General features: G+C 71.2%; 14 protein-coding genes. 9 read left to right on the top strand and 5 right to left on the bottom strand.

Translation table 11 applies throughout. The annotated features are described in order from the left end of the window. Positions 1–151 precede the first annotated feature (151 nt). Positions 152–1,810, bottom strand: a complete 1,659-nt coding sequence (pgm, locus tag J0P97_RS01305; protein ID WP_215485959.1) for a phosphoglucomutase (alpha-D-glucose-1,6-bisphosphate-dependent) — start codon at positions 1,808–1,810, stop codon at positions 152–154. Positions 1,811–1,863: 53 nt separating this feature from the next. After that, complete coding sequence (locus tag J0P97_RS01300) at positions 1,864–2,541, bottom strand: hypothetical protein (protein WP_215485958.1); 678 nt, start codon at positions 2,539–2,541, stop codon at positions 1,864–1,866. A gap of 54 nt (positions 2,542–2,595) precedes the next feature. Between J0P97_RS01300 and pheA the strand changes: the two genes are divergently transcribed. Next, positions 2,596–3,564, top strand: a complete 969-nt coding sequence (pheA, locus tag J0P97_RS01295; RefSeq protein WP_215485957.1) for a prephenate dehydratase — start codon at positions 2,596–2,598, stop codon at positions 3,562–3,564. Between the two features lie 52 nt (positions 3,565–3,616). On the opposite strand, the gene J0P97_RS01290 is transcribed toward pheA, so the two are convergent. Next, positions 3,617–4,672 carry an LLM class flavin-dependent oxidoreductase gene (locus J0P97_RS01290; protein WP_215485956.1) on the bottom strand — a complete coding sequence of 352 codons (1,056 nt, stop codon included), beginning with the start codon at positions 4,670–4,672 and terminating at the stop codon, positions 3,617–3,619. A gap of 74 nt (positions 4,673–4,746) precedes the next feature. Here J0P97_RS01290 and J0P97_RS01285 point away from each other — a divergent pair, with 74 nt between their 5' ends. The 5 genes from J0P97_RS01285 to J0P97_RS01265 all read left to right on the top strand — a co-directional run bounded on the left by J0P97_RS01285 (position 4,747) and on the right by J0P97_RS01265 (position 10,944). Next, positions 4,747–5,754 carry a LacI family DNA-binding transcriptional regulator gene (locus tag J0P97_RS01285; protein ID WP_215485955.1) on the top strand — a complete coding sequence of 336 codons (1,008 nt, stop codon included), beginning with the start codon at positions 4,747–4,749 and terminating at the stop codon, positions 5,752–5,754. Between the two features lie 162 nt (positions 5,755–5,916). Next, positions 5,917–7,575, top strand: coding sequence for a glycoside hydrolase family 13 protein (locus J0P97_RS01280; protein ID WP_215485954.1), 1,659 nt, complete (start codon positions 5,917–5,919; stop codon positions 7,573–7,575). A gap of 47 nt (positions 7,576–7,622) precedes the next feature. Then, positions 7,623–8,996, top strand: coding sequence for an ABC transporter substrate-binding protein (locus J0P97_RS01275; RefSeq protein ID WP_215485953.1), 1,374 nt, complete (start codon positions 7,623–7,625; stop codon positions 8,994–8,996). 71 nt (positions 8,997–9,067) lie between these two features. After that, positions 9,068–10,054, top strand: coding sequence for a carbohydrate ABC transporter permease (locus J0P97_RS01270; RefSeq protein WP_215485952.1), 987 nt, complete (start codon positions 9,068–9,070; stop codon positions 10,052–10,054). Next, complete coding sequence (locus tag J0P97_RS01265; protein WP_308163332.1) at positions 10,051–10,944, top strand: carbohydrate ABC transporter permease; 894 nt, start codon at positions 10,051–10,053, stop codon at positions 10,942–10,944. The genes J0P97_RS01270 and J0P97_RS01265 overlap by 4 nt, the downstream gene beginning before the upstream one ends. A 308-nt stretch (positions 10,945–11,252) precedes the next feature. Here the strand turns inward: J0P97_RS01265 and J0P97_RS01260 are convergent, their stop codons facing one another. Both J0P97_RS01260 and J0P97_RS01255 read right to left on the bottom strand, forming a co-directional pair. Continuing rightward, on the bottom strand, positions 11,253–12,605 hold the full coding sequence (locus J0P97_RS01260) for a cryptochrome/photolyase family protein (RefSeq protein ID WP_215485950.1): 1,353 nt from the start codon (positions 12,603–12,605) through the stop codon (positions 11,253–11,255). A 282-nt stretch (positions 12,606–12,887) separates the two neighbouring features. Beyond that, positions 12,888–13,883 carry a diacylglycerol/lipid kinase family protein gene (locus J0P97_RS01255; RefSeq protein WP_215485949.1) on the bottom strand — a complete coding sequence of 332 codons (996 nt, stop codon included), beginning with the start codon at positions 13,881–13,883 and terminating at the stop codon, positions 12,888–12,890. A 147-nt stretch (positions 13,884–14,030) separates the two neighbouring features. Here J0P97_RS01255 and gad point away from each other — a divergent pair, with 147 nt between their 5' ends. From gad to J0P97_RS01240, 3 genes are all read left to right on the top strand, one after another. Beyond that, positions 14,031–15,434, top strand: a complete 1,404-nt coding sequence (gad, locus tag J0P97_RS01250) for a glutamate decarboxylase (protein ID WP_215485948.1) — start codon at positions 14,031–14,033, stop codon at positions 15,432–15,434. A gap of 76 nt (positions 15,435–15,510) precedes the next feature. Next, positions 15,511–16,800: a serine--tRNA ligase gene (gene serS / locus J0P97_RS01245; protein WP_215485947.1), complete on the top strand. Its 1,290-nt coding sequence runs from the start codon at positions 15,511–15,513 to the stop codon at positions 16,798–16,800. Beyond that, positions 16,797–17,723 (top strand): HAD family hydrolase, encoded by a 927-nt coding sequence (locus J0P97_RS01240; protein WP_215485946.1) that lies wholly within the window; start codon positions 16,797–16,799, stop codon positions 17,721–17,723. Before serS ends, J0P97_RS01240 begins: the two co-directional genes overlap by 4 nt. The last annotated feature ends 48 nt before the right edge of the window (positions 17,724–17,771 follow it).

Here is a 17,771-nt window from a genome sequence, read left to right as displayed (position 1 = left end):
ATTTCCGGGCCTCGGGCGCGCCGCGGCCACGGTGGGTCCTGCAAACGGTACGCGCCGCGCGCGGAGGTGTGACGCGCGGGTGCGCCGCGCGCGAACGCCGACTACGCGCCGCGCGCGGAGGTGTGACGGGCAGGCCCGTCACCCGCGCGGCTCACGCTCCGCCGAGCGCCTCCGACACCACGGCGCGGGCTTCGGCCTGCACCTCGGCGAGGTGTTCCGGGCCGCGGAGCGACTCGGCGTACAGCTTGTAGACGTCCTCCGTGCCGGACGGCCGGGCGGCGAACCACGCGTGCTCGGTCTGCACCTTGAGCCCGCCGATCGCCGCGCCGTTGCCGGGCGCGTGCGAGAGCTTCGCCGTGATCGGCTCGCCGGCGAGCTCGGTCGCGCTGACCGCCTCGGGGGCGAGCTTTCCGAGCGCGGCCTTCTGCGCGGGCGTGGCCGGGGCGTCCACCCGCTGATACGCCGACGCGCCGAACTCGGACTCGAGCTCCGCGTAGCGCTGCGACGGCGTCTTGCCCGTCACGGCGAGGATCTCCGCGGCGAGGAGGCACAGCAGGATGCCGTCCTTGTCGGTCGTCCACACACTGCCGTCGAACCGCAGGAACGAGGCTCCGGCCGACTCCTCGCCACCGAAGGCGACGGAGCCGTCCAGGAGGCCGGGCACGAACCACTTGAACCCGACGGGCACTTCCAGCAGCCGCCGCCCGAGGGCCTCGGCGACCCGGTCGATGATCATCGAGGACACGAGCGTCTTGCCGATCGCGGCATCCGACGGCCACTGCGGACGGTTGGCGTAGAGGTAGTCGATCGCGACGGCGAGGTAGTGGTTCGGGTTCATCAGCCCCGCGTCGGGCGTGACGATGCCGTGCCGGTCCGCGTCGGCGTCGTTCCCGGTGAGGATGTCGTACTCGTCGCGCCGTGCGACGAGGGAGGCCATGGCCGAGGGCGAGGACGGATCCATGCGGATCTTCTCGTCCCAGTCGAGCGTCATGAACCGCCAGGTCGGGTCGACGTCGGGGTTCACCACCGTGAGGTCGAGGCCGTAGCGCTCGCCGATGAGGGCCCAGTACTCGACCGACGCCCCTCCGAGCGGGTCGGCGCCGATGCGGATGCCGGCCTTCTTGATGGCCTCGACGTCGATGATGTTCTCGAGGTCGGCGACGTAGCCCTCGCGGAAGTCGTAGGAGCCGACGGCGTCGTCGGGGATGTCGGCGGCGCGCGTGCGGCGCACGCCCTCGAGGCCCGCCTCGATGTAGGCGTTCGCGCGGTCGGCGATCCACCCCGTCGCGTCGGTGTCGGCCGGGCCGCCGTGCGGCGGGTTGTATTTGAAGCCGCCGTCGCGCGGCGGGTTGTGGCTCGGAGTGACCACGATGCCGTCGGCGCGACCCGCGTGCTCACCCGGTCCCTGAGCCCGTCGAAGGGCCGTGTTGTAGGCGAGGATCGCGTGGCTGAGCGCGGGCGTCGGCACCCACGAGTCGCGCGCGTCGGTGCGCACGTCGACGCCGTTCGCGACGAGCACCTCGATCGCCGATCGCTCCGCGGGCAGCGAGAGTCCGTGCGTGTCGCGACCGAGGAACAGGGGGCCCGTGATGCCCTGCTCCGCCCGGTAGTCGGCGATCGCCTGCGTCGTCGCGAGGATGTGATCCTCGTTGAAGCTCGTCGAGAGGGACGAGCCGCGGTGGCCGCTCGTGCCGAACGCGACGCGCTGCGCGGGCACCGAGGCATCCGGCTTGCGGTCGTAATAGGCGGCGATGAGCTCATCGATGTCGATGAGGTCGGAGGCTTCTGCGGGCTGTCCTGCGCGGCTCATGCCCACAGTCTGTCACTGCGGCGCGCGGGATGCACCGAGATGTCGGTCGAACCTCAGCCGCGATGCAGGACGGCGGTGGCGGATGCCCCGCCGACATCCGAGACGAGTGTGAGCGTGTCGCCGGCGCACGTGTACGCCGCGTCGGTGATCGGTGCCCCGGCGACCTGGTTCACAACATCCCCGGCATCGGTCTCGGCGCCGTCGATCGTCGCGGAGATCTGGAGTCCGTCGGCCGACTGGTCGGTGGTGGTGATGTGGTCGGCCGTCGCGGTGTAGGTGCCCGTGATGTCGCCGGCGACGCTCACATTGATGGTCGTCCCCGACACGGCGGCATCCAGCTGCAGCGCCGGCGTCCAGACGAATGCGCCGTCCGCGCCGAGCGCGAGCGTCGCGGTGCCCTGCGGTGTGAAGCTCACTCCAGCGCCGGAGAGCGCGGCGTTCACGTCCGCGTAGAAGCTCTCGAGGTCGCCCTGGCCCATCGTCCACGTGCCGGGGAGGCACGCGGCGGGATCGCCCGTCGGGGTCGCCGTCGGCGAGGCACCGGGCTCGGCGGGGGCCGACCCGGACGGCGTCGTGCCGGCCGTCGCGCTCGCGGTGGGGCGTGCCGAGGAGCTGCTCCCGCTCGGAGACGGCTGCGCCGACTCGGCGACGCAGCCGGTCAGCGCGAGCGCGATCAGGGCGCCGGAGGCGACGGTGACGGGGAGGAGACGGCGGGGGAGGGGACTCGTCATGAGGTTCAGGATACGAGGCGGAGCGGCTCCACCGCGCGGCTAGGCTTGGTCCCCGTGAGTCCCGAACCCGCCGCCACGCCTCACCCGCCGCGCCGCACGTACAGCTATCTCGGCCCCGCGGGCACGTTCACGGAGGCGGCGCTCGGTCAGGTCCCCGAGGCGCGCGATCAGATCTGGCGCCCCGTGCGCAACGTCGGCGAGGCTCTCGCGGACGTCGTCGAGATGCGCGCGGATGCCGCGATGATCGCGATCGAGAACTCGGTCGACGGCGGGGTCTCGACGGCGCAGGACGCGCTCGCCACCATGCCCGGCCTCCGGATCGTGGGCGAGTACCTCGTGCCGGTGAACTTCGTCCTCGTCGCCCGCCCCGGCGTGCGCCTGGAGGACGTGGAACTGGTCGCCGCGCATCCGGTCGCGTACGCCCAATGCCTCCAGTGGCTGTCGGCGCATCTGCCCGAGCACGCGCACCTCCCCGCCGCGTCGAACGTCGCCTCGGCTGTGGGGATCGTGGACGGGATCAGCGATGCGGATGCCGCGATCGCGCCCCCCGGCATCCTCGACCACTACGACCTGGAGCTCCTCGCGAAGGGAATCGGAGACAACCCGAACGCGGTCACCCGGTTCGTGCTCGTCAGCCGCACCGCCCCGTCGCCGGCTCCCACGGGCGCGGACAAGACCTCCCTCATCGTCGAGCTCCCCGAGGAGTACCCGGGCGCGCTGCTCGAGCTCCTCGAGCAGTTCGCGACCCGCGGCATCAACCTGTCGCTCCTCGCGTCGCGCCCGATCGGCGACGCCCTGGGCCGCTACCGGTTCGTGATCGACGCCGACGGACACGTCCAGGACGAGCGGATGGCGGATGCGCTGCTCGGGCTGCGGCGCTTCAGCCCGAAGGTCATCTACCTCGGCTCCTACCCTCGCGCCGACCGGCAGATCGTGCGGTACCCCGAGCGGTATTCTGACGACGTCTTCATCGAAGCGCGCGACTGGCTGCGCGGTCTCATCTCGGGGGAGCCCGAGGCGTAGCGCTTCTCGGGTCCCGCCCGCGGGGCTCGGGCCCCGACATGGGCCGCCGGTCTCAGGCCGCGAGGAGCTCCAGCGTCGCCGTGCGCCCGGTCGCGTCGTCCGGGCCTTCGACCTCGTACGCGCCGGCGACCGGCGAGATCATGACCTCGTCGACGTCGTGTCGGGCTGCGAAGTCGGTCAGGCGCGTCCGCGCAGTGTCGGGATCGCCGACGAACCACCGCCGGCGGAGCGCGTCCAGCAGGGGCGCGGCGAGGTGGTCGGAGGCCTCCGCGGTCGTCGCCTCTTCGACCGTCTCGAGAGCGGTCAGCGGGCGTCCGCCGCGCAGTCGGGCCATCATGCGGGCCTGCGGGAGCATGCGCTCCTCGGCTTCCTCGGCGGTGGGCGCGACCACCGCGTTCGCGGTGAGGAAGGTGCGCGGAGCGGAGAGATGCTCCGACGGCTGGAAGCCCTGGCGGTAGAGCTCGAGGGCGCGCTCGAGCCCCTCGCCGGAGAAGTGGTTCGCGAAGACATACGGGAGCCCGAACGCGGCCGCCAGCTGCGCCGAGTAGTCCGAGGAGCCGAGCAGCCAGAGCTCGGGCGATCCGGTCGCGGCGGGGGTCGCGTGGATCGCGTAGCGGTCCTCGCCGTCGGGTCGACCCGTCAGGCGCACCGTTGCGCCCTCCGGCGACACGAGGGCGAGGATGTCGCGGATGTGGTCGGGGAAGCGGTCGACGTCACTCGTCGTTCCCGTCATCCGCAGGAGCTGCGTGATCACGGGGTCGCTGCCCGGGGCGCGCCCGATCCCGAGGTCGATGCGGCCCGGGGCCACCGCCTCCAGGGCCGCGAACTGCTCGGCGACGACGAGGGGGGAGTGGTTGGGCAGCATGACGCCGCCCGATCCGAGTCGGATGTGGGAGGTCCGCGCAGCGGCGGCCGCCGCGAGCACGGGCGGCGTCGTCGACGCGACCGCCGGCATGTTGTGGTGCTCGGCGAACCAGTAGCGGCGGTAGCCGAGCTGGTCGGGGCGGGTCGCGAGGGCGAGCGCGGGGGCGACCGCCTGCGTGCTGGTCTGGCCGGTGCGGACCGGAACGAGGTCGAGGACGGAGAGCGCGGGAGTCATCGTCACCATCAACCGCGCCGAACGCCCGGCTATTCCTGCAAGGACTTGCGCTCCCCTGCAAGGACTTGCGTAAGATGACGCGCATGTCGAAGCGTTTGGCCGAGGTGGCGCGGAAGGTCGGGGTGAGCGAGGCGACCGTCAGTCGCGTGCTCAACGAGAAGCCCGGGGTGTCGGATGCCACCCGCCAGGCCGTGCTCACCGCGCTCGACGTCCTCGGCTACGAGCGCCCGACGAAGCTCCGTGGCGAACGGGCGCGGCTCGTGGGCCTGGTGCTCCCCGAGCTGGCCAACCCGATCTTTCCCGCACTCGCCGAGATCATCGGCGGGAGCCTCATGCAGAGCGGGTACACGCCCCTGCTCTGCACCCAGAACGCGGGGGGCATCACCGAATCCGACTACATCGATCTGCTCCTGCAGCAGCAGGTGTCGGGCGTCATCTTCCTGGGAGGCAACTACAGCCAGACCGGCGCGTCCCATGAGCACTACGAGCGGCTGCACGCGGTCAACCTCCCGACCGTGCTCATGAATGCCGGGACGGACGGCCTCGGCTTCGCGACCGTGTCGACCGACGACACGACCGCCGCCGAGCAGGCCGTGCGCCACCTGAACCAGCTGGGGCACCGCCGTATCGGCATGCTGCTGGGGCCGGCCGACCACGTGCCCTCCGAGCGCAAGCTCGCGGGCGCGCGTCGCGTGCTCGCCGAGCTCGGCGAGCCGCTCGATGACGCGCTCGTCGTGCGGGGGCTGTACACGCTCGAGTCCGGTCAGGCGGGCGCCGCCCGGCTGCTCGCGGACGGAGCGACGGCGATCGTCTGCGCGAGCGACATCCTGGCGCTCGGGGCCATCCGCGCAGTGCGGCGCTCCGGTCGGCGGGTGCCCGAGGACGTCAGCGTCGTCGGCTACGACGACTCGGCGCTCATGAGCTGCACGGAGCCGCCGCTGACGACCGTGCGACAGCCGATCGACGCGATGGGGCGCACCGTGATCGAGCTGCTGCTGGCGCAGATCCAGGGCGGCGCGCCGGGGGGCGGCGAGCTCCTGTTCGAGCCGGAGCTCGTGCTGCGATCCTCCACCGCGCCGCGGCGCCCCTGAGGCTCGCCCGTCGTTCACCGCGGTCCGGCCGGCGTCGCGTCCCCCGGATGTCGGGTCGTTGTGCGCGCTTTCGATAGATCGCAAAATTGCTTGATTCAATCGGTTTCTTGCATCAAACGGTAATCCTCGCTACATTCGTGAGCACACGATCCGAGGAGACCTGTGGACACCGACGTCCTTCCCGACCGCCCCGCCCCGCCGGCGATCGATGACCCGCTGTGGTGGCGCTCCGCCGTCATCTACCAGGTGTACGTGCGCAGCTTCGCCGATGGCGACGGCGACGGGACGGGCGACCTCGCCGGCGTCCGCGCCCGGCTGCCCTACCTGAAGGCGCTGGGGGTGGATGCCCTCTGGTTCAACCCCTGGTACGTCACGCCGCTCGCCGACGGCGGGTACGACGTCGAGGACTACCGGCGCATCGACCCGCGCTTCGGCACGCTGGACGAGGCGGAGCAGCTGATCGCCGAAGCCCTCGCTCTCGGCATCCGCACGATCATCGACATCGTCCCGAACCACCTGAGCGACCGGCATCCGTGGTTCCAGGCGGCACTCTCCGCCGGCCCCGGCAGCCCCGAGCGCGAGCGTTTCTGGTTCCACCCCGGCAAGGGTCCGGGCGGCGACGAGATCCCCACCCATTGGGTCTCGAGCTTCCAGGGCTCGACGTGGACCCGCACGACGAACCCCGACGGCACCCCCGGCGAGTGGTACCTGCACCTGTTCACCCCCGAGCAGCCTGATCTCAACTGGAACCACCCCGACGTGCAGCGCGAGCACGAGGACATCCTGAGGTTCTGGTTCGATCGGGGCGTCGCGGGCGTGCGCATCGACTCGGCCGCCCTGCCCGTGAAGGACCCCGATCTGCCCGAGGTCCCCGCGCGGCCCGGGCCGGGCGGACACCCGCACCTCGACCGCGACGGCATCCACGACATCTACCGCGCCTGGCGGGCCGTGGCCGACGAGTACGACGGGTCGCGCGTGCTCGTGGGGGAGGTGTGGCTCGACGACGCGGAGCGCTTCGCCCGCTACCTCCGTCCGGACGAGATGCACACGGCCTTCAACTTCGACTTCATGACCCAGCCGTGGAACGCCGGCCGGATGCGCGGGTCGATCGAACGGACGCTCGCCGAGCACGCTCCCGTGGGAGCCCCCGCGACCTGGGTGCTCTCGAACCACGACGTGACCCGACCGGTGACGCGATACGGGCGCGCCGACAGCGGGTTCGCCTTCGACCGGAAGCGGTTCGGCACCCCCACCGACCTCGCGCGCGGCACGCGCCGGGCGCGGGCGGCGGCGCTGCTGGTCGCGGCACTGCCGGGCTCGATGTACATCTATCAGGGCGACGAGCTGGGCCTTCCCGAGGTGGAGCTGCCCCGCGAGGTCATCGAAGACCCGATGCACTTCCGCTCCGGCGGCGTCGATCCCGGGCGCGACGGCTGCCGCGTCCCTCTTCCCTGGGCGGGGGCTCGTGCGCCGTACGGATTCGGCACCGATCGGGCGCACCGGCCGTGGCTGCCGCAGCCGGCGGATTGGGCCGCGCTCACGGTCGCCGCCGAAGAGGCCGATCCGCAGTCGATGCTCACGCTGTACCGCAGTGCCATCGCGACCCGCCGCTCGCGCGGCGACCTCGTCGGCGAACACCTCGCCTGGCTCGAGCTCGGCGCGGACGTCCTCGCCTTCCGGCGGGGCGAGCACACGGCATCCGTCACGAACTTCGGCCCCGTGCCGATCAGCCTCCCCGCGCACCGCGGGGTGGTCCTCAGCAGCGCACCTCTCGAGGACGGCGCGCTGCCGCCCGACACCACGGTCTGGCTCGACCTGTGAGCCCGGCTCCTCGACCCCGCACCACCACAGCACGAAAGGCACAGACAATGTCGTCGAAACCCACTCGCCTCGTCCTCGTCGGCGTCGCGACGATCAGCAGCTTCGCGCTGCTCGCAGGATGCTCCGGAGGGGGATCCTCCGACTCCTCCTCGGACGGCAAGGTGACGATCACCGTCGCGATCGACGCCGGCCTGGAGAAGGAGGCGCGCGACAACTTCGATGCGCGCGTCGCCGTCTTCGAGAAGGACCACCCCGATGTGACCGTCGAGGCGCAGGAGTACACCTGGACCGCGCCGACCTTCACGACCGACCTCGCCGGCGGCACCCTCCCCGACGTGTTCACGATCCCGTTCACCGACGGGCGGGGTCTCATCGCCAACAAGCAGATCGCCGACATCTCGAAGCTCGTCGACGCGCTGCCCTACGCCGCGAACTTCAACCCCAACGTCGCGCAGGCGGGGCAGGCCGAGGACGGCACCCAGTGGGCCATTCCCATCGCGGCATACGGTCAGGGGCTGCACTACAACCGCACCCTGTTCACCGCGGCCGGCCTCGACCCCGACAAGCCCCCGACGACGTGGGAGGAGGTCCGCGCGGCGGCGAAGAAGATCTCCGACGCCACCGGCGAGGCCGGGTACGCCACCATGACCGCGAGCAACACCGGCGGGTGGATCCTGACGACCCTCACCGACGCATTCGGCGGCCGCACGGAATCTGCGGACGGCACGGAGCCGACGCTCGACTCGGACCCCGCCGTCGCCAAGGTGCTGACGTACCTGCAGGATCTGCGCTGGAAGGACGGCTCGATGGGCTCGAACTTCCTCTACGACTGGGGCACGATCAACCAGGACTTCGCCGCCGGCCGCATCGGCATGTACGTCTCCGGTGGCGGGAACTACGGCAACCTCATCACCCAGAACGCCCTGAAGCCGGACGACTACGGGCTCACGGTCCTTCCCCTCGAGGGCAGTGACGGCGGAGTGCTCGGCGGCGGGACTCTGGCCGCGGTCAGCCCGAAGGCATCCCCGGCCGAGAAGAGCGCCGCCGTGGACTGGATCGACTTCTACTACATGTCCAAGATCGCCGACGAGACGGATGCCGTCGAGACGGCGAAGCTCGCGGCATCCCTCGACCAGCCGGTGGGTGCCCCCGAGCTGCCGGTCTTCGACCAGGAGCAGTTCACGCAGTACCAGTCGTGGATCTCGCCGTACGTCAACGTGCCGACGAAGCAGATGGCGCCCTACACGGACCAGATCTTCGACCAGCCCCTCGTGCCGGAGCCGCGCACGGCCACTCAGGATGTCTATGCGCTCCTGGACTCGGTGGTGCAGTCGGTTCTGACGGATCAGAACGCCGACATCCCGGCGCTCCTGGCGGACGCGCAGAAGCAGGCCGAAGCGCTCTACGCCAAGGCGGGCTGACCTCGCCGCCCCTCCTCCCGGCCGCCCGAGCCGGGAGGAGGGCACCCCATCCCGCTTCAGGAGGCATGACGATGACGCAGCTCACTCCCACCACCTCGCCGCCGTCGGCGCCCGCCGCGCTCGACGCGCTCGAGGACGCCGTGACGGTCAGGCGCCCGCGCCGACGCCGGGTGCGGCGATGGATCGGGGGAGACGGTCCGCACACCCTCCTCTTCCTCCTGCCGCTGCTCTTCAGCTTCGTGCTGTTCTCGTGGAAGCCGATCGTCGACGCCGCGATCATGGCGTTCCAGAAGACGAACCTCATCACACCCGCCGAATGGGTCGGGTGGGACAACTTCGCCACGGTCCTCTCCGATCCGCTGCTGGGCACCGCCATCGCCAACACGCTGTGGTTCGCGCTCCTGGCGCTCCTGCTCGGCTACCCGATCCCGCTCGTGGCGGCGGTGCTCATGAGCGAGGTCCGTCGCGGCCGAGGGCTCTACAGCGCGCTGGCCTACCTCCCCGTGATCGTGCCGCCGGTGGTCGGCGCCCTGCTCTGGAAGTTCTTCTACGACGCCTCGCCGACCGGCGTGTTCAACACGATGCTGGGATGGCTCGGCCTCGGACCGGTGCCGTGGCTGCAGGATGCCGCGACCGCCATGCCGTCGATCGTGCTGTTCGCGACGTGGTCGGCGGCCGGCAGCACCGTGATCATCTACCTCGCCGCGCTCGTCGGCGTCGCTCCCGAGCTGTACGACGCGGCCGAGGTCGACGGGGCCGGCGTCTGGGGCAAGGTGTGGCACGTGACGCTGCCGCAGCTGCGCGGCGTCCTCTTCATCACCTTCATCCTGCAGATCATCGGGACGGCGCAGGTCTTCCTCGAACCCTTCCTGCTGACCGGCGGAGGGCCGGCGAACTCGACCATGACGATCCTGATGCTCATCTACAAATACGCGTTCCAGAGCAGTCTGGGCGGAGACTACGGCGCCGCGACGGCGCTGAGCCTCCTGCTCGCAGGCGTGCTCGCGGTGTTCTCGGCGCTGTACTTCGCCCTGACGAAGAAGTGGGGCACCTCGTGAGCGCCGAGGACGCCCGCGACCGCGGCATCCTGTCGGTCGCCGACTGGCGGCGCAGGCGCGTGCGCGCGACCACGCGGCTGACCCACGGCATCCTCCTCGTCTCGTTGGTGGTCGTGGGCCTCGGGCCCATCCTGTGGCTCGCGAAGTCCGCCCTCACGCCGACGCAGGACACGCTCCGCCAGCCGCTCGCCCTGTGGCCGAACGGCATCGACTGGGCGAACCTCTCGGAGGCGTGGACCCGGGTCGAGATCGACAAGTACTTCCTCAACACCGTGATCATCGCCCTCGGGGTGTGGGTGGTCCAGATCGTCGTGGCGACCACGGCCGGCTACGCCCTCTCCGTCCTGCGGCCGCGGTACGGGAAGGTCATCGTGGCCCTTGTGCTCGCGACGCTGTTCGTCCCGACGATCGTCCTGCTAGTGCCGCTGTACCTGGCCATCGTCCAGCCGCCGCTGCTCGGCCACTCGCTCATCAACACCTTCTGGGCCGTGTGGCTGCCCGCCGGCGCGAACGCGTTCAACGTCCTCCTCGTGATGCGCTTCTTCGACTCGCTGCCCCGCGAGGTGTTCGAGGCGGCGCGCATGGACGGGGCGGGCCCGTACCGGCTCTTCACGTCGATCGTGCTCCCGATGTCGCGGCCCATCATCGGGGTGGTGTCGGTGTTCGCCGTCATCGCGGCGTGGAAGGACTTCCTCTGGCCGATGCTCGTGCTGAAGGATCCGGCGCTGCAGCCGCTCTCGGTGCGCCTGCCGCAGCTGCAGCAGTTCATCGAGCTCGACGTGTTCCTCGCGGCCCTGGCGATCGCGACCGTGATCCCGATCGTGCTCTTCCTCGTCTTCCAACGCCTCTTCCTGAACGGCGCCGGCCTGGGCGGAGCCGTCAAGGGCTGACCGCGCCGCCCGCGCCCCGTCGCCGAGTCCGCGCGCACGCCGACATGCCGAGTGTCCAAAACGCGCGGTTCCCCGCCGCCCCGGCTCCGCGTGTCTTGGACACTCGACGGAGGTGCGGGGGCGCGGAGGGGAGCGGGTGCGGGGCGGAGGGCGAGGGCCGGCCGCCGCGGCCGCGCGAGCATTCCCGGCCGCCGACTGTACCGATTGCAGGATCGACGGCGCGCGGGAGGTCCGTAACCGCGTGATTCCGGGGCGCGGGTGGTCAGCAGACGGTAACGATCCTGCAATCGGTACAGCGAGGAGCGGAGTCAGGCGCGCTTGACGGCCTCGTAGGCGGCGAGGGCGGCCTTGCGCGTGTCGGCGAGGTCGACGATCGGGAGTCGGGCGCCCACGCCGACGGCATCCGGAGCCCACTCCTTCACGTAGCGGCCGTCGGGGTCGAACTTCTTCGCCTGCAGCTCCGGGTTGAAGATGCGGAAGTAGGGCGCGGCGTCGGCTCCCGAGCCGGCGACCCACTGCCAGTTGAACGGATTGCTCGCCTCGTCCGCGTCGACAAGCGTGTCCCAGAACCACTGCTCGCCGTGCCGCCAGTCGATGAGCAGGTTCTTGATGAGGAAGGATGCCGTGACCATCCGCACGCGGTTGTGCATGTAGCCGCTCGCCCAGAGCTCGCGCATCCCGGCGTCGACCAAGGGGAAGCCGGTCTCGCCCTTCTGCCAGGCGCTCAGCATCGAGGGCCGCAGGCGGGGCCACGGGAAGGCATCGAAGGCCGAGCGCAGGTTCTTCGTCGCGAGATCCGGGAAGTGATAGAGCGTGTGCCAGGAGAACTCCCGCCAGCCGAGCTCGGAGAGGAACCCGCCCACGCGGGCGCCCGATTCGATCGCGGCGTGCCACACCTGGAAGGGGCTCAGCTCGCCCCACCGCAGCCGGGGGGAGAGCAGCGACGTCGCGCCGGCCGACGGCTCGTCGCGTGCGCGGTCGTAGTCTGCCGCGTCCTCGGTGAGGAACGCGTGCAGACGCGCGGTGGCGCCGCGTTCCCCGGGCGCCCAGCGGTCACGCAGGCCGCCCGCCCAGTCCGGGGATGTCGGCAGGAGCTGCCACTCGTCCAGATCGTCGGTGGCGGGATGCGCGTGCGGACCCGCGATCTGGCGGGGTGCGGGCAGGGGTGCGCGCGGCGGCGGGAGCTGCTGGGCGGCCTTCCAGAACGGGGTGAAGACCCCGTAGGGGGTGCCGGTGCCGGTTCGCACCGTCCACGGCTCATGGAGGAGGGATGCCGCAAAGGACTGCACCTCGAGCCCGTCGGCGCAAAGGCCCTCCTTCAGGCCCGTGTCGACCTCTCGCTCAGCCGAGCCGTACCGTCGGTTCCAATACACCGCCCCGGCGCCGACATCCCGGGCGAGCGCGGGGATCACCTCGCCCGCGGCGCCGCGCCGCAGCACGAGGACCGATCCCTTCTCGCCGAGGCGCTCGCCGAGCTCCGCGAGCGAGTGGTGCAGCCACCAGCGCGCCGCGCCGCCGAGAGCGCGGATGCCGGGAGACTCCTCGTCGAGGACGTACACCCCGATCACCGGCTCGCCGCGGTCGACCGCGGCCCGCAGCGCGGGGTGATCCGCCAGCCGCAGGTCGTCGCGGAACCAGACGAGGCTCGGGGATGCCGACATGCCCCCCATCGTGCCCGGTCCGCTCCTCCGCGGGGAGCCCTTGCGCCCGCCGCTGTCGAACGGCTACGGCATCCGCTGCGCGCTGCGGGTCGCCCCCTCCGCGCCTGCGCCCCCTCGCGCCCTCCGCTCCCTCGCCCCCTGGGCCCCCTGCCGAGTGTCCACAACACGCGGACGCCGGGCGGCACCGCACCGCGTGTTCTGGACACTCGGCGCTTCGGGGACGGGGCGCGGGCGCCCCGGCGCGGGCGCACCGGCGCCGCGCCACGGCGCCGGCCGCGGCGCCTACAGCCCGGGGATCACGTGGCCCGCGGGCACCGCGAGGCGCAGGGCGCCGGCATCCACCCGGGCGCTGACGGCGGTGGCCTCGCCGAACTCGTCGCCGTCGAGCTGGATGGGCTGCGCGGCCGAGGCGGCGAGTTCGACGCCGCGGCCCTTCGCGTAGCGGACGGTGTTGTCCTTCGTCCGCAGGCGCAGGATGCTCCTACCGGCGCGGAATTTCCGCAGCACGCTGTTGTCCCAGGCGACCCGGCGCCAGACGGCGAGCCAGCCGAGTGCCGTCTTGGGCTGGAAGATGACGACGTCGAGGTCGCCGTCGGCGACGGATGCCTCGGGGATCAGCTCGAGCCCGGCCGGCAGGGAGCCGCAGTTCGCGAACAGGACGCTCTGGATCTGGGCGCGATGCATACGGTGACCGAGCACCTGGTACATGATCGGGAACGGCTTCGCCTTCACGAGCGACTTCGCCGCGCCGTCGACGTAGGCGACCCAGCCCACCCTCTTCTTGAGGTCGCCGCTCGTGTTGGCGATCATCGCGGCATCCAGGCCCATGCCGCCCATGACGACGAACGCGTGCTCCTCGTGGTGGCCGCCCGCGCGGACGAGCCGGGCCCACCCCACGTCGATCGCGTGCACGTCGCCGCTGAAGGTCGCCGCGACCATGGCATCGGGGTCCGCGAGAGGCAGGTCGAGGTTTCGGGCGAGGAGGTTGCCGGTGCCGCTCGGGACGATCGTGAGCGGCACGCCCGACCCCGCCATCGCCTGGCTCACGGCCCGCACGGTGCCGTCGCCTCCGGCGACCAGGACGGCCGCGGCGCCCGCGTCCAGAGCGTCGCGTGTGACCCCGTCGCCGAGATCGTCGACGGTGGTCTCGAAGAAGAGCGGGTCGGCCCATCCCGCCGCGGCCGCGTGGGCGGCGACCCGTGCGCGCAGGTTCTCGGCATCCACCTTCGTCGGGTTGTACACGAGAGCCGCGCGGCGCCCGGTGGAGGGGGAGGTCATGCGCCCACGATAGTCGTCCGCGATCCGACGGTTCCCCGTCCGGGTTCCCGTCCCCTGTCACCCGGCATGACGCCGCGCTAGCGTGGCGCTCGAGACACTCGTCCGGCGCCCACGAGGCGCGGCGACGACGAACGAGAGGCACGACCGATGACGACGACTCCACAGGCGGCCCGGGGCGACGACGAACGCGACGAGGTGGAACTGAGTCCCCTCTTCGCGCGGCCGGGCGAAGCCACGGTGCTGCCGAAGTTCCGGCTGCCCGGCGGTGAGAGCCTTCCCGACACCGCGTACCAGATCGTCCGCGACGAGGCGATGCTCGACGGCAACGCGAGGATGAACCTCGCGACCTTCGTCGGCACGTGGATGGACGACCACGCGAACCGGCTGTACGTCGAGTCGGCCGACAAGAACATGATCGACAAGGACGAGTATCCGCACACGGCCGCGATCGAGACCCGCTGCTGGACGATGCTCGCCGACCTCTGGCACGCCCCCGATCCCGACCACGCGATCGGCACCTCGACGATCGGTTCGTCCGAGGCGTGCATGCTGGGCGGCCTCGCTCTGAAGCGGCGCTGGCAGCACGCCCGACGGGCCGCGGGCAAGACCGTCGACGCGCCGAACCTCGTGATGTCCAGCGCCGTCCAGGTGTGCTGGGAGAAGTTCTGCAACTACTGGGACGTGGAGGCGCGGTTCGTCCCCCTCACCGAAGATCACAGAGTGCTCGACCCGGCAGCCCTCGCGGGTGTCGTCTACGAGAACACCATCGGCGTCGTCGCGATCATGGGTGTCACCTACACGGGCATGTACGAGCCCGTCGCCGAGATCGCCGCCGCGCTCGACGAGATCCAGCGGACGACGGGCCTCGATGTGAAGATCCACGTCGACGGGGCATCCGGCGCCATGATCGCGCCGTTCCTCCAGCCCGACCTCGCGTGGGACTTCCGCCTCGACCGGGTCGCCTCGATCAACACCTCGGGCCACAAGTACGGGCTCGTCTATCCCGGACTCGGCTGGGTCGTGTGGCGCGACGCCGCGGCGCTTCCCGACGACCTGGTCTTCCGTGTGAGCTATCTGGGCGGTGACATGCCGACGTTCGCGCTCAACTTCTCTCGACCGGGCGCACAGGTCCTGCTCCAGTACTACGTCTTCCTGCGGCTCGGGGTCGAGGGCCACCGCCGGGTGCAGGCGGCGTCCCGCGCGGTCGCGATGTATCTCGCTCAGCAGATCGAGGCGATGCCGGCCTTCGACCTGTGGAACGACGGCTCCGACATCCCGGTGTTCGCCTGGCGTCTGCGCGACGGGCACACCACGAACTGGACGCTGTACGACCTCTCCGAACGCCTGCGGATGAAGGGATGGCTCGTTCCCGCCTATCCGATGCCCGCCGACCTCACCGAGATCACGGTGCAGCGCATCGTCGTGCGCAACGGCTTCAGCCACGACCTGGCGGACGCGTTCCTCGCAGACCTCACTGCCGAGACGGCCTTCCTCGATTCCCTGGAGGGCCCGCTGCCCGCGCGCGCACCGCAGCCCGGATTCCACCACTGACCCAACACTGACGCTGCGCCGGGGGCGCCCCCGCGCGGGCGGACCGGCGGGCGAGGCGCAGAACTAGACTCGACGGGTGATCGATCTCGCTCTGCTCCGCGACAACCCCGACCTCGTCAAGCGCTCTCAAGAGGCACGCGGCGAGTCGCCGGAGACGGTGGATGCCGCGGTGGCGGCCGACCGCGCTCGCCGCGCGGCCATCACCGCGTTCGAGGAGCTGCGGGCCGAGCAGAACGCGCACGGCAAGCTCGTCGCCCGGGCGCCCAAGGAGGACAAGCCCGCCCTCGTCGCGCAGGCGAAGGACCTCAGCGACCGCGTGAAGGTCGCGCAGCTCGCCGTGACGGATGCCGAGGCCGCCGCAGATGAGGCCCTCGCGCGCATCGAGAACATCGTCATCGACGGGGTTCCCGCCGGCGGCGAGGAGGATTTCGTCACCCTGCGGACGCACGGCGAGCCGGCCTCCTTCGACTTCGCACCGCGCGATCACCTCGCGCTCGGCGAGAAGCTCGGGGCGATCGACATGGAGCGGGGCACCAAGGTCTCCGGCAGTCGGTTCTACTTCCTGACCGGCATCGGCGCGCGCCTCGAGTACGCGCTCATGTCCCTCGCGCTGCAGCGGGCGGTTGACGCCGGATTCATCCCGATGATCCCGCCCACGCTCGTGCGGCCGGAGGTCATGCGCGGCACCGGATTCCTCGGGCAGCACGCGGACGAGGTCTACAAGCTCGAGGCGGACGACCTCTACCTCGTCGGCACGAGCGAGGTGCCGCTGGCCGGCTACCACATGGGCGAGATCATCGACCTGACGGCGGGCGCCAAGCGATACGCCGGGTGGTCCACCTGCTACCGGCGTGAGGCGGGCTCGTACGGCAAGGACACGCGCGGCATCATCCGCGTGCACCAGTTCAACAAGCTCGAGATGTTCGTCTACACGACGCCGGAGGATGCCGAGGCGGAGCACCTGCGCCTCGTCGCTCTGCAGGAGCAGATGCTCCAGGACCTCGGCCTCAGCTACCGCGTGATCGACGTCGCCGCGGGAGACCTCGGATCGAGCGCCGCCCGCAAGTACGACGTCGAGGCGTGGGTGCCGACGCAGGATGCCTATCGCGAGCTCACCTCGACGAGCAACTGCACGACGTATCAGGCGCGTCGCCTGGATGTGCGGTACCGGCCGGCCCTGGAGGGCGGGAGCGGCGGCGGTGCGGGCAAGACCGCGCCGGTCGCGACGCTCAACGGCACGCTCGCCACGACGCGATGGATCGTCGCGATCCTCGAGACCCACCAGCGGGAGGACGGCTCCGTCGTCATCCCCGAGGTCCTGCGGCCCTACCTGGGCGGTCTGTCCGTGGCGGAGCCGATCGCATGACGGACGCCGAGGACGCGACGCTCCCGCCGACAGGGTCGATCGAGGTGACCGCTCCGGAGACGGCGGCGCAGCTGGTCGAGGGGATCGCGGCGGACGCGGAGAATCCCGCCCTGCCGACGCAGCCGCTCCTCATCGCCCTCGACGTGGACGGCACGGTCCTCCTCGAGGACGAGACGCTCAGTCCGGGGGTCGTCGACGCGGTCGCGCACGCGCACCGTGCCGGCCATGAGGTCATGCTCGCCACCGGGCGTTCGTGGGAGGGGACCCGCGGCATCCAGCACGTCCTCGACCTCGCGCCGGAGTACGCGGTCTGCTCGAACGGCGCCGTCATCATGAAGCGCGCATCGGGCGACCTCGGCGAGGAGAGCGTCTACGAGCGCTTCCACGTCGAGACGTTCGATCCGACCGAGGTGCTCGCGCACCTGCGGGACCACCTCCCGCACGCGAAGTACATGGTCGAGCTCGCCGACGGCGCGCGGCTGTACACCGAGCCGATGGATGACTGGAACCTCGTCCACGCGCGCCGCGTGCCTTTCGCAGAACTGTCCGCACAGCCGGTCTGCCGTGTCGTCGTCGTCTCGCCGGATGAGTCGGACGAGGACTTCCTGACTCTCGTCGACCGGATCGGCCTCACGAAGGTGTCCTACGCGGTGGGATGGTCGGCGTGGCTCGACATCGCGCCGCAGGGTGTCGACAAGTCCACTGCGCTCGAGAGGGTCCGGACCTGGCTCGGCGTCCCGCCCGATCGGGTGCTCGTCATGGGCGACGGGCGCAACGACGTCGGCATGCTCCGCTGGGCGCAGGCGCATGGCGGCCGAGCGATCGCGATGGGTCAGGGCCCCGACGAGGTGCGCCGCGCTGCGGGGGAGACGACGGCGTCCGTGCATTCGGGCGGCGTCGCGGACGTGCTCCGCGCCCTCTGAGGGCGATTCTCGCGTGCCGTTCAGTCCTCACTCAGGAGGGCGCGGGAT

This window comes from Microbacterium flavum (assembly GCF_018717645.1).
Lineage (GTDB): Bacteria > Actinomycetota > Actinomycetes > Actinomycetales > Microbacteriaceae > Microbacterium > Microbacterium flavum.
Note: the sequence above shows the minus strand (reverse complement) of the source record. Positions and strands in the feature narration are given on the sequence as shown.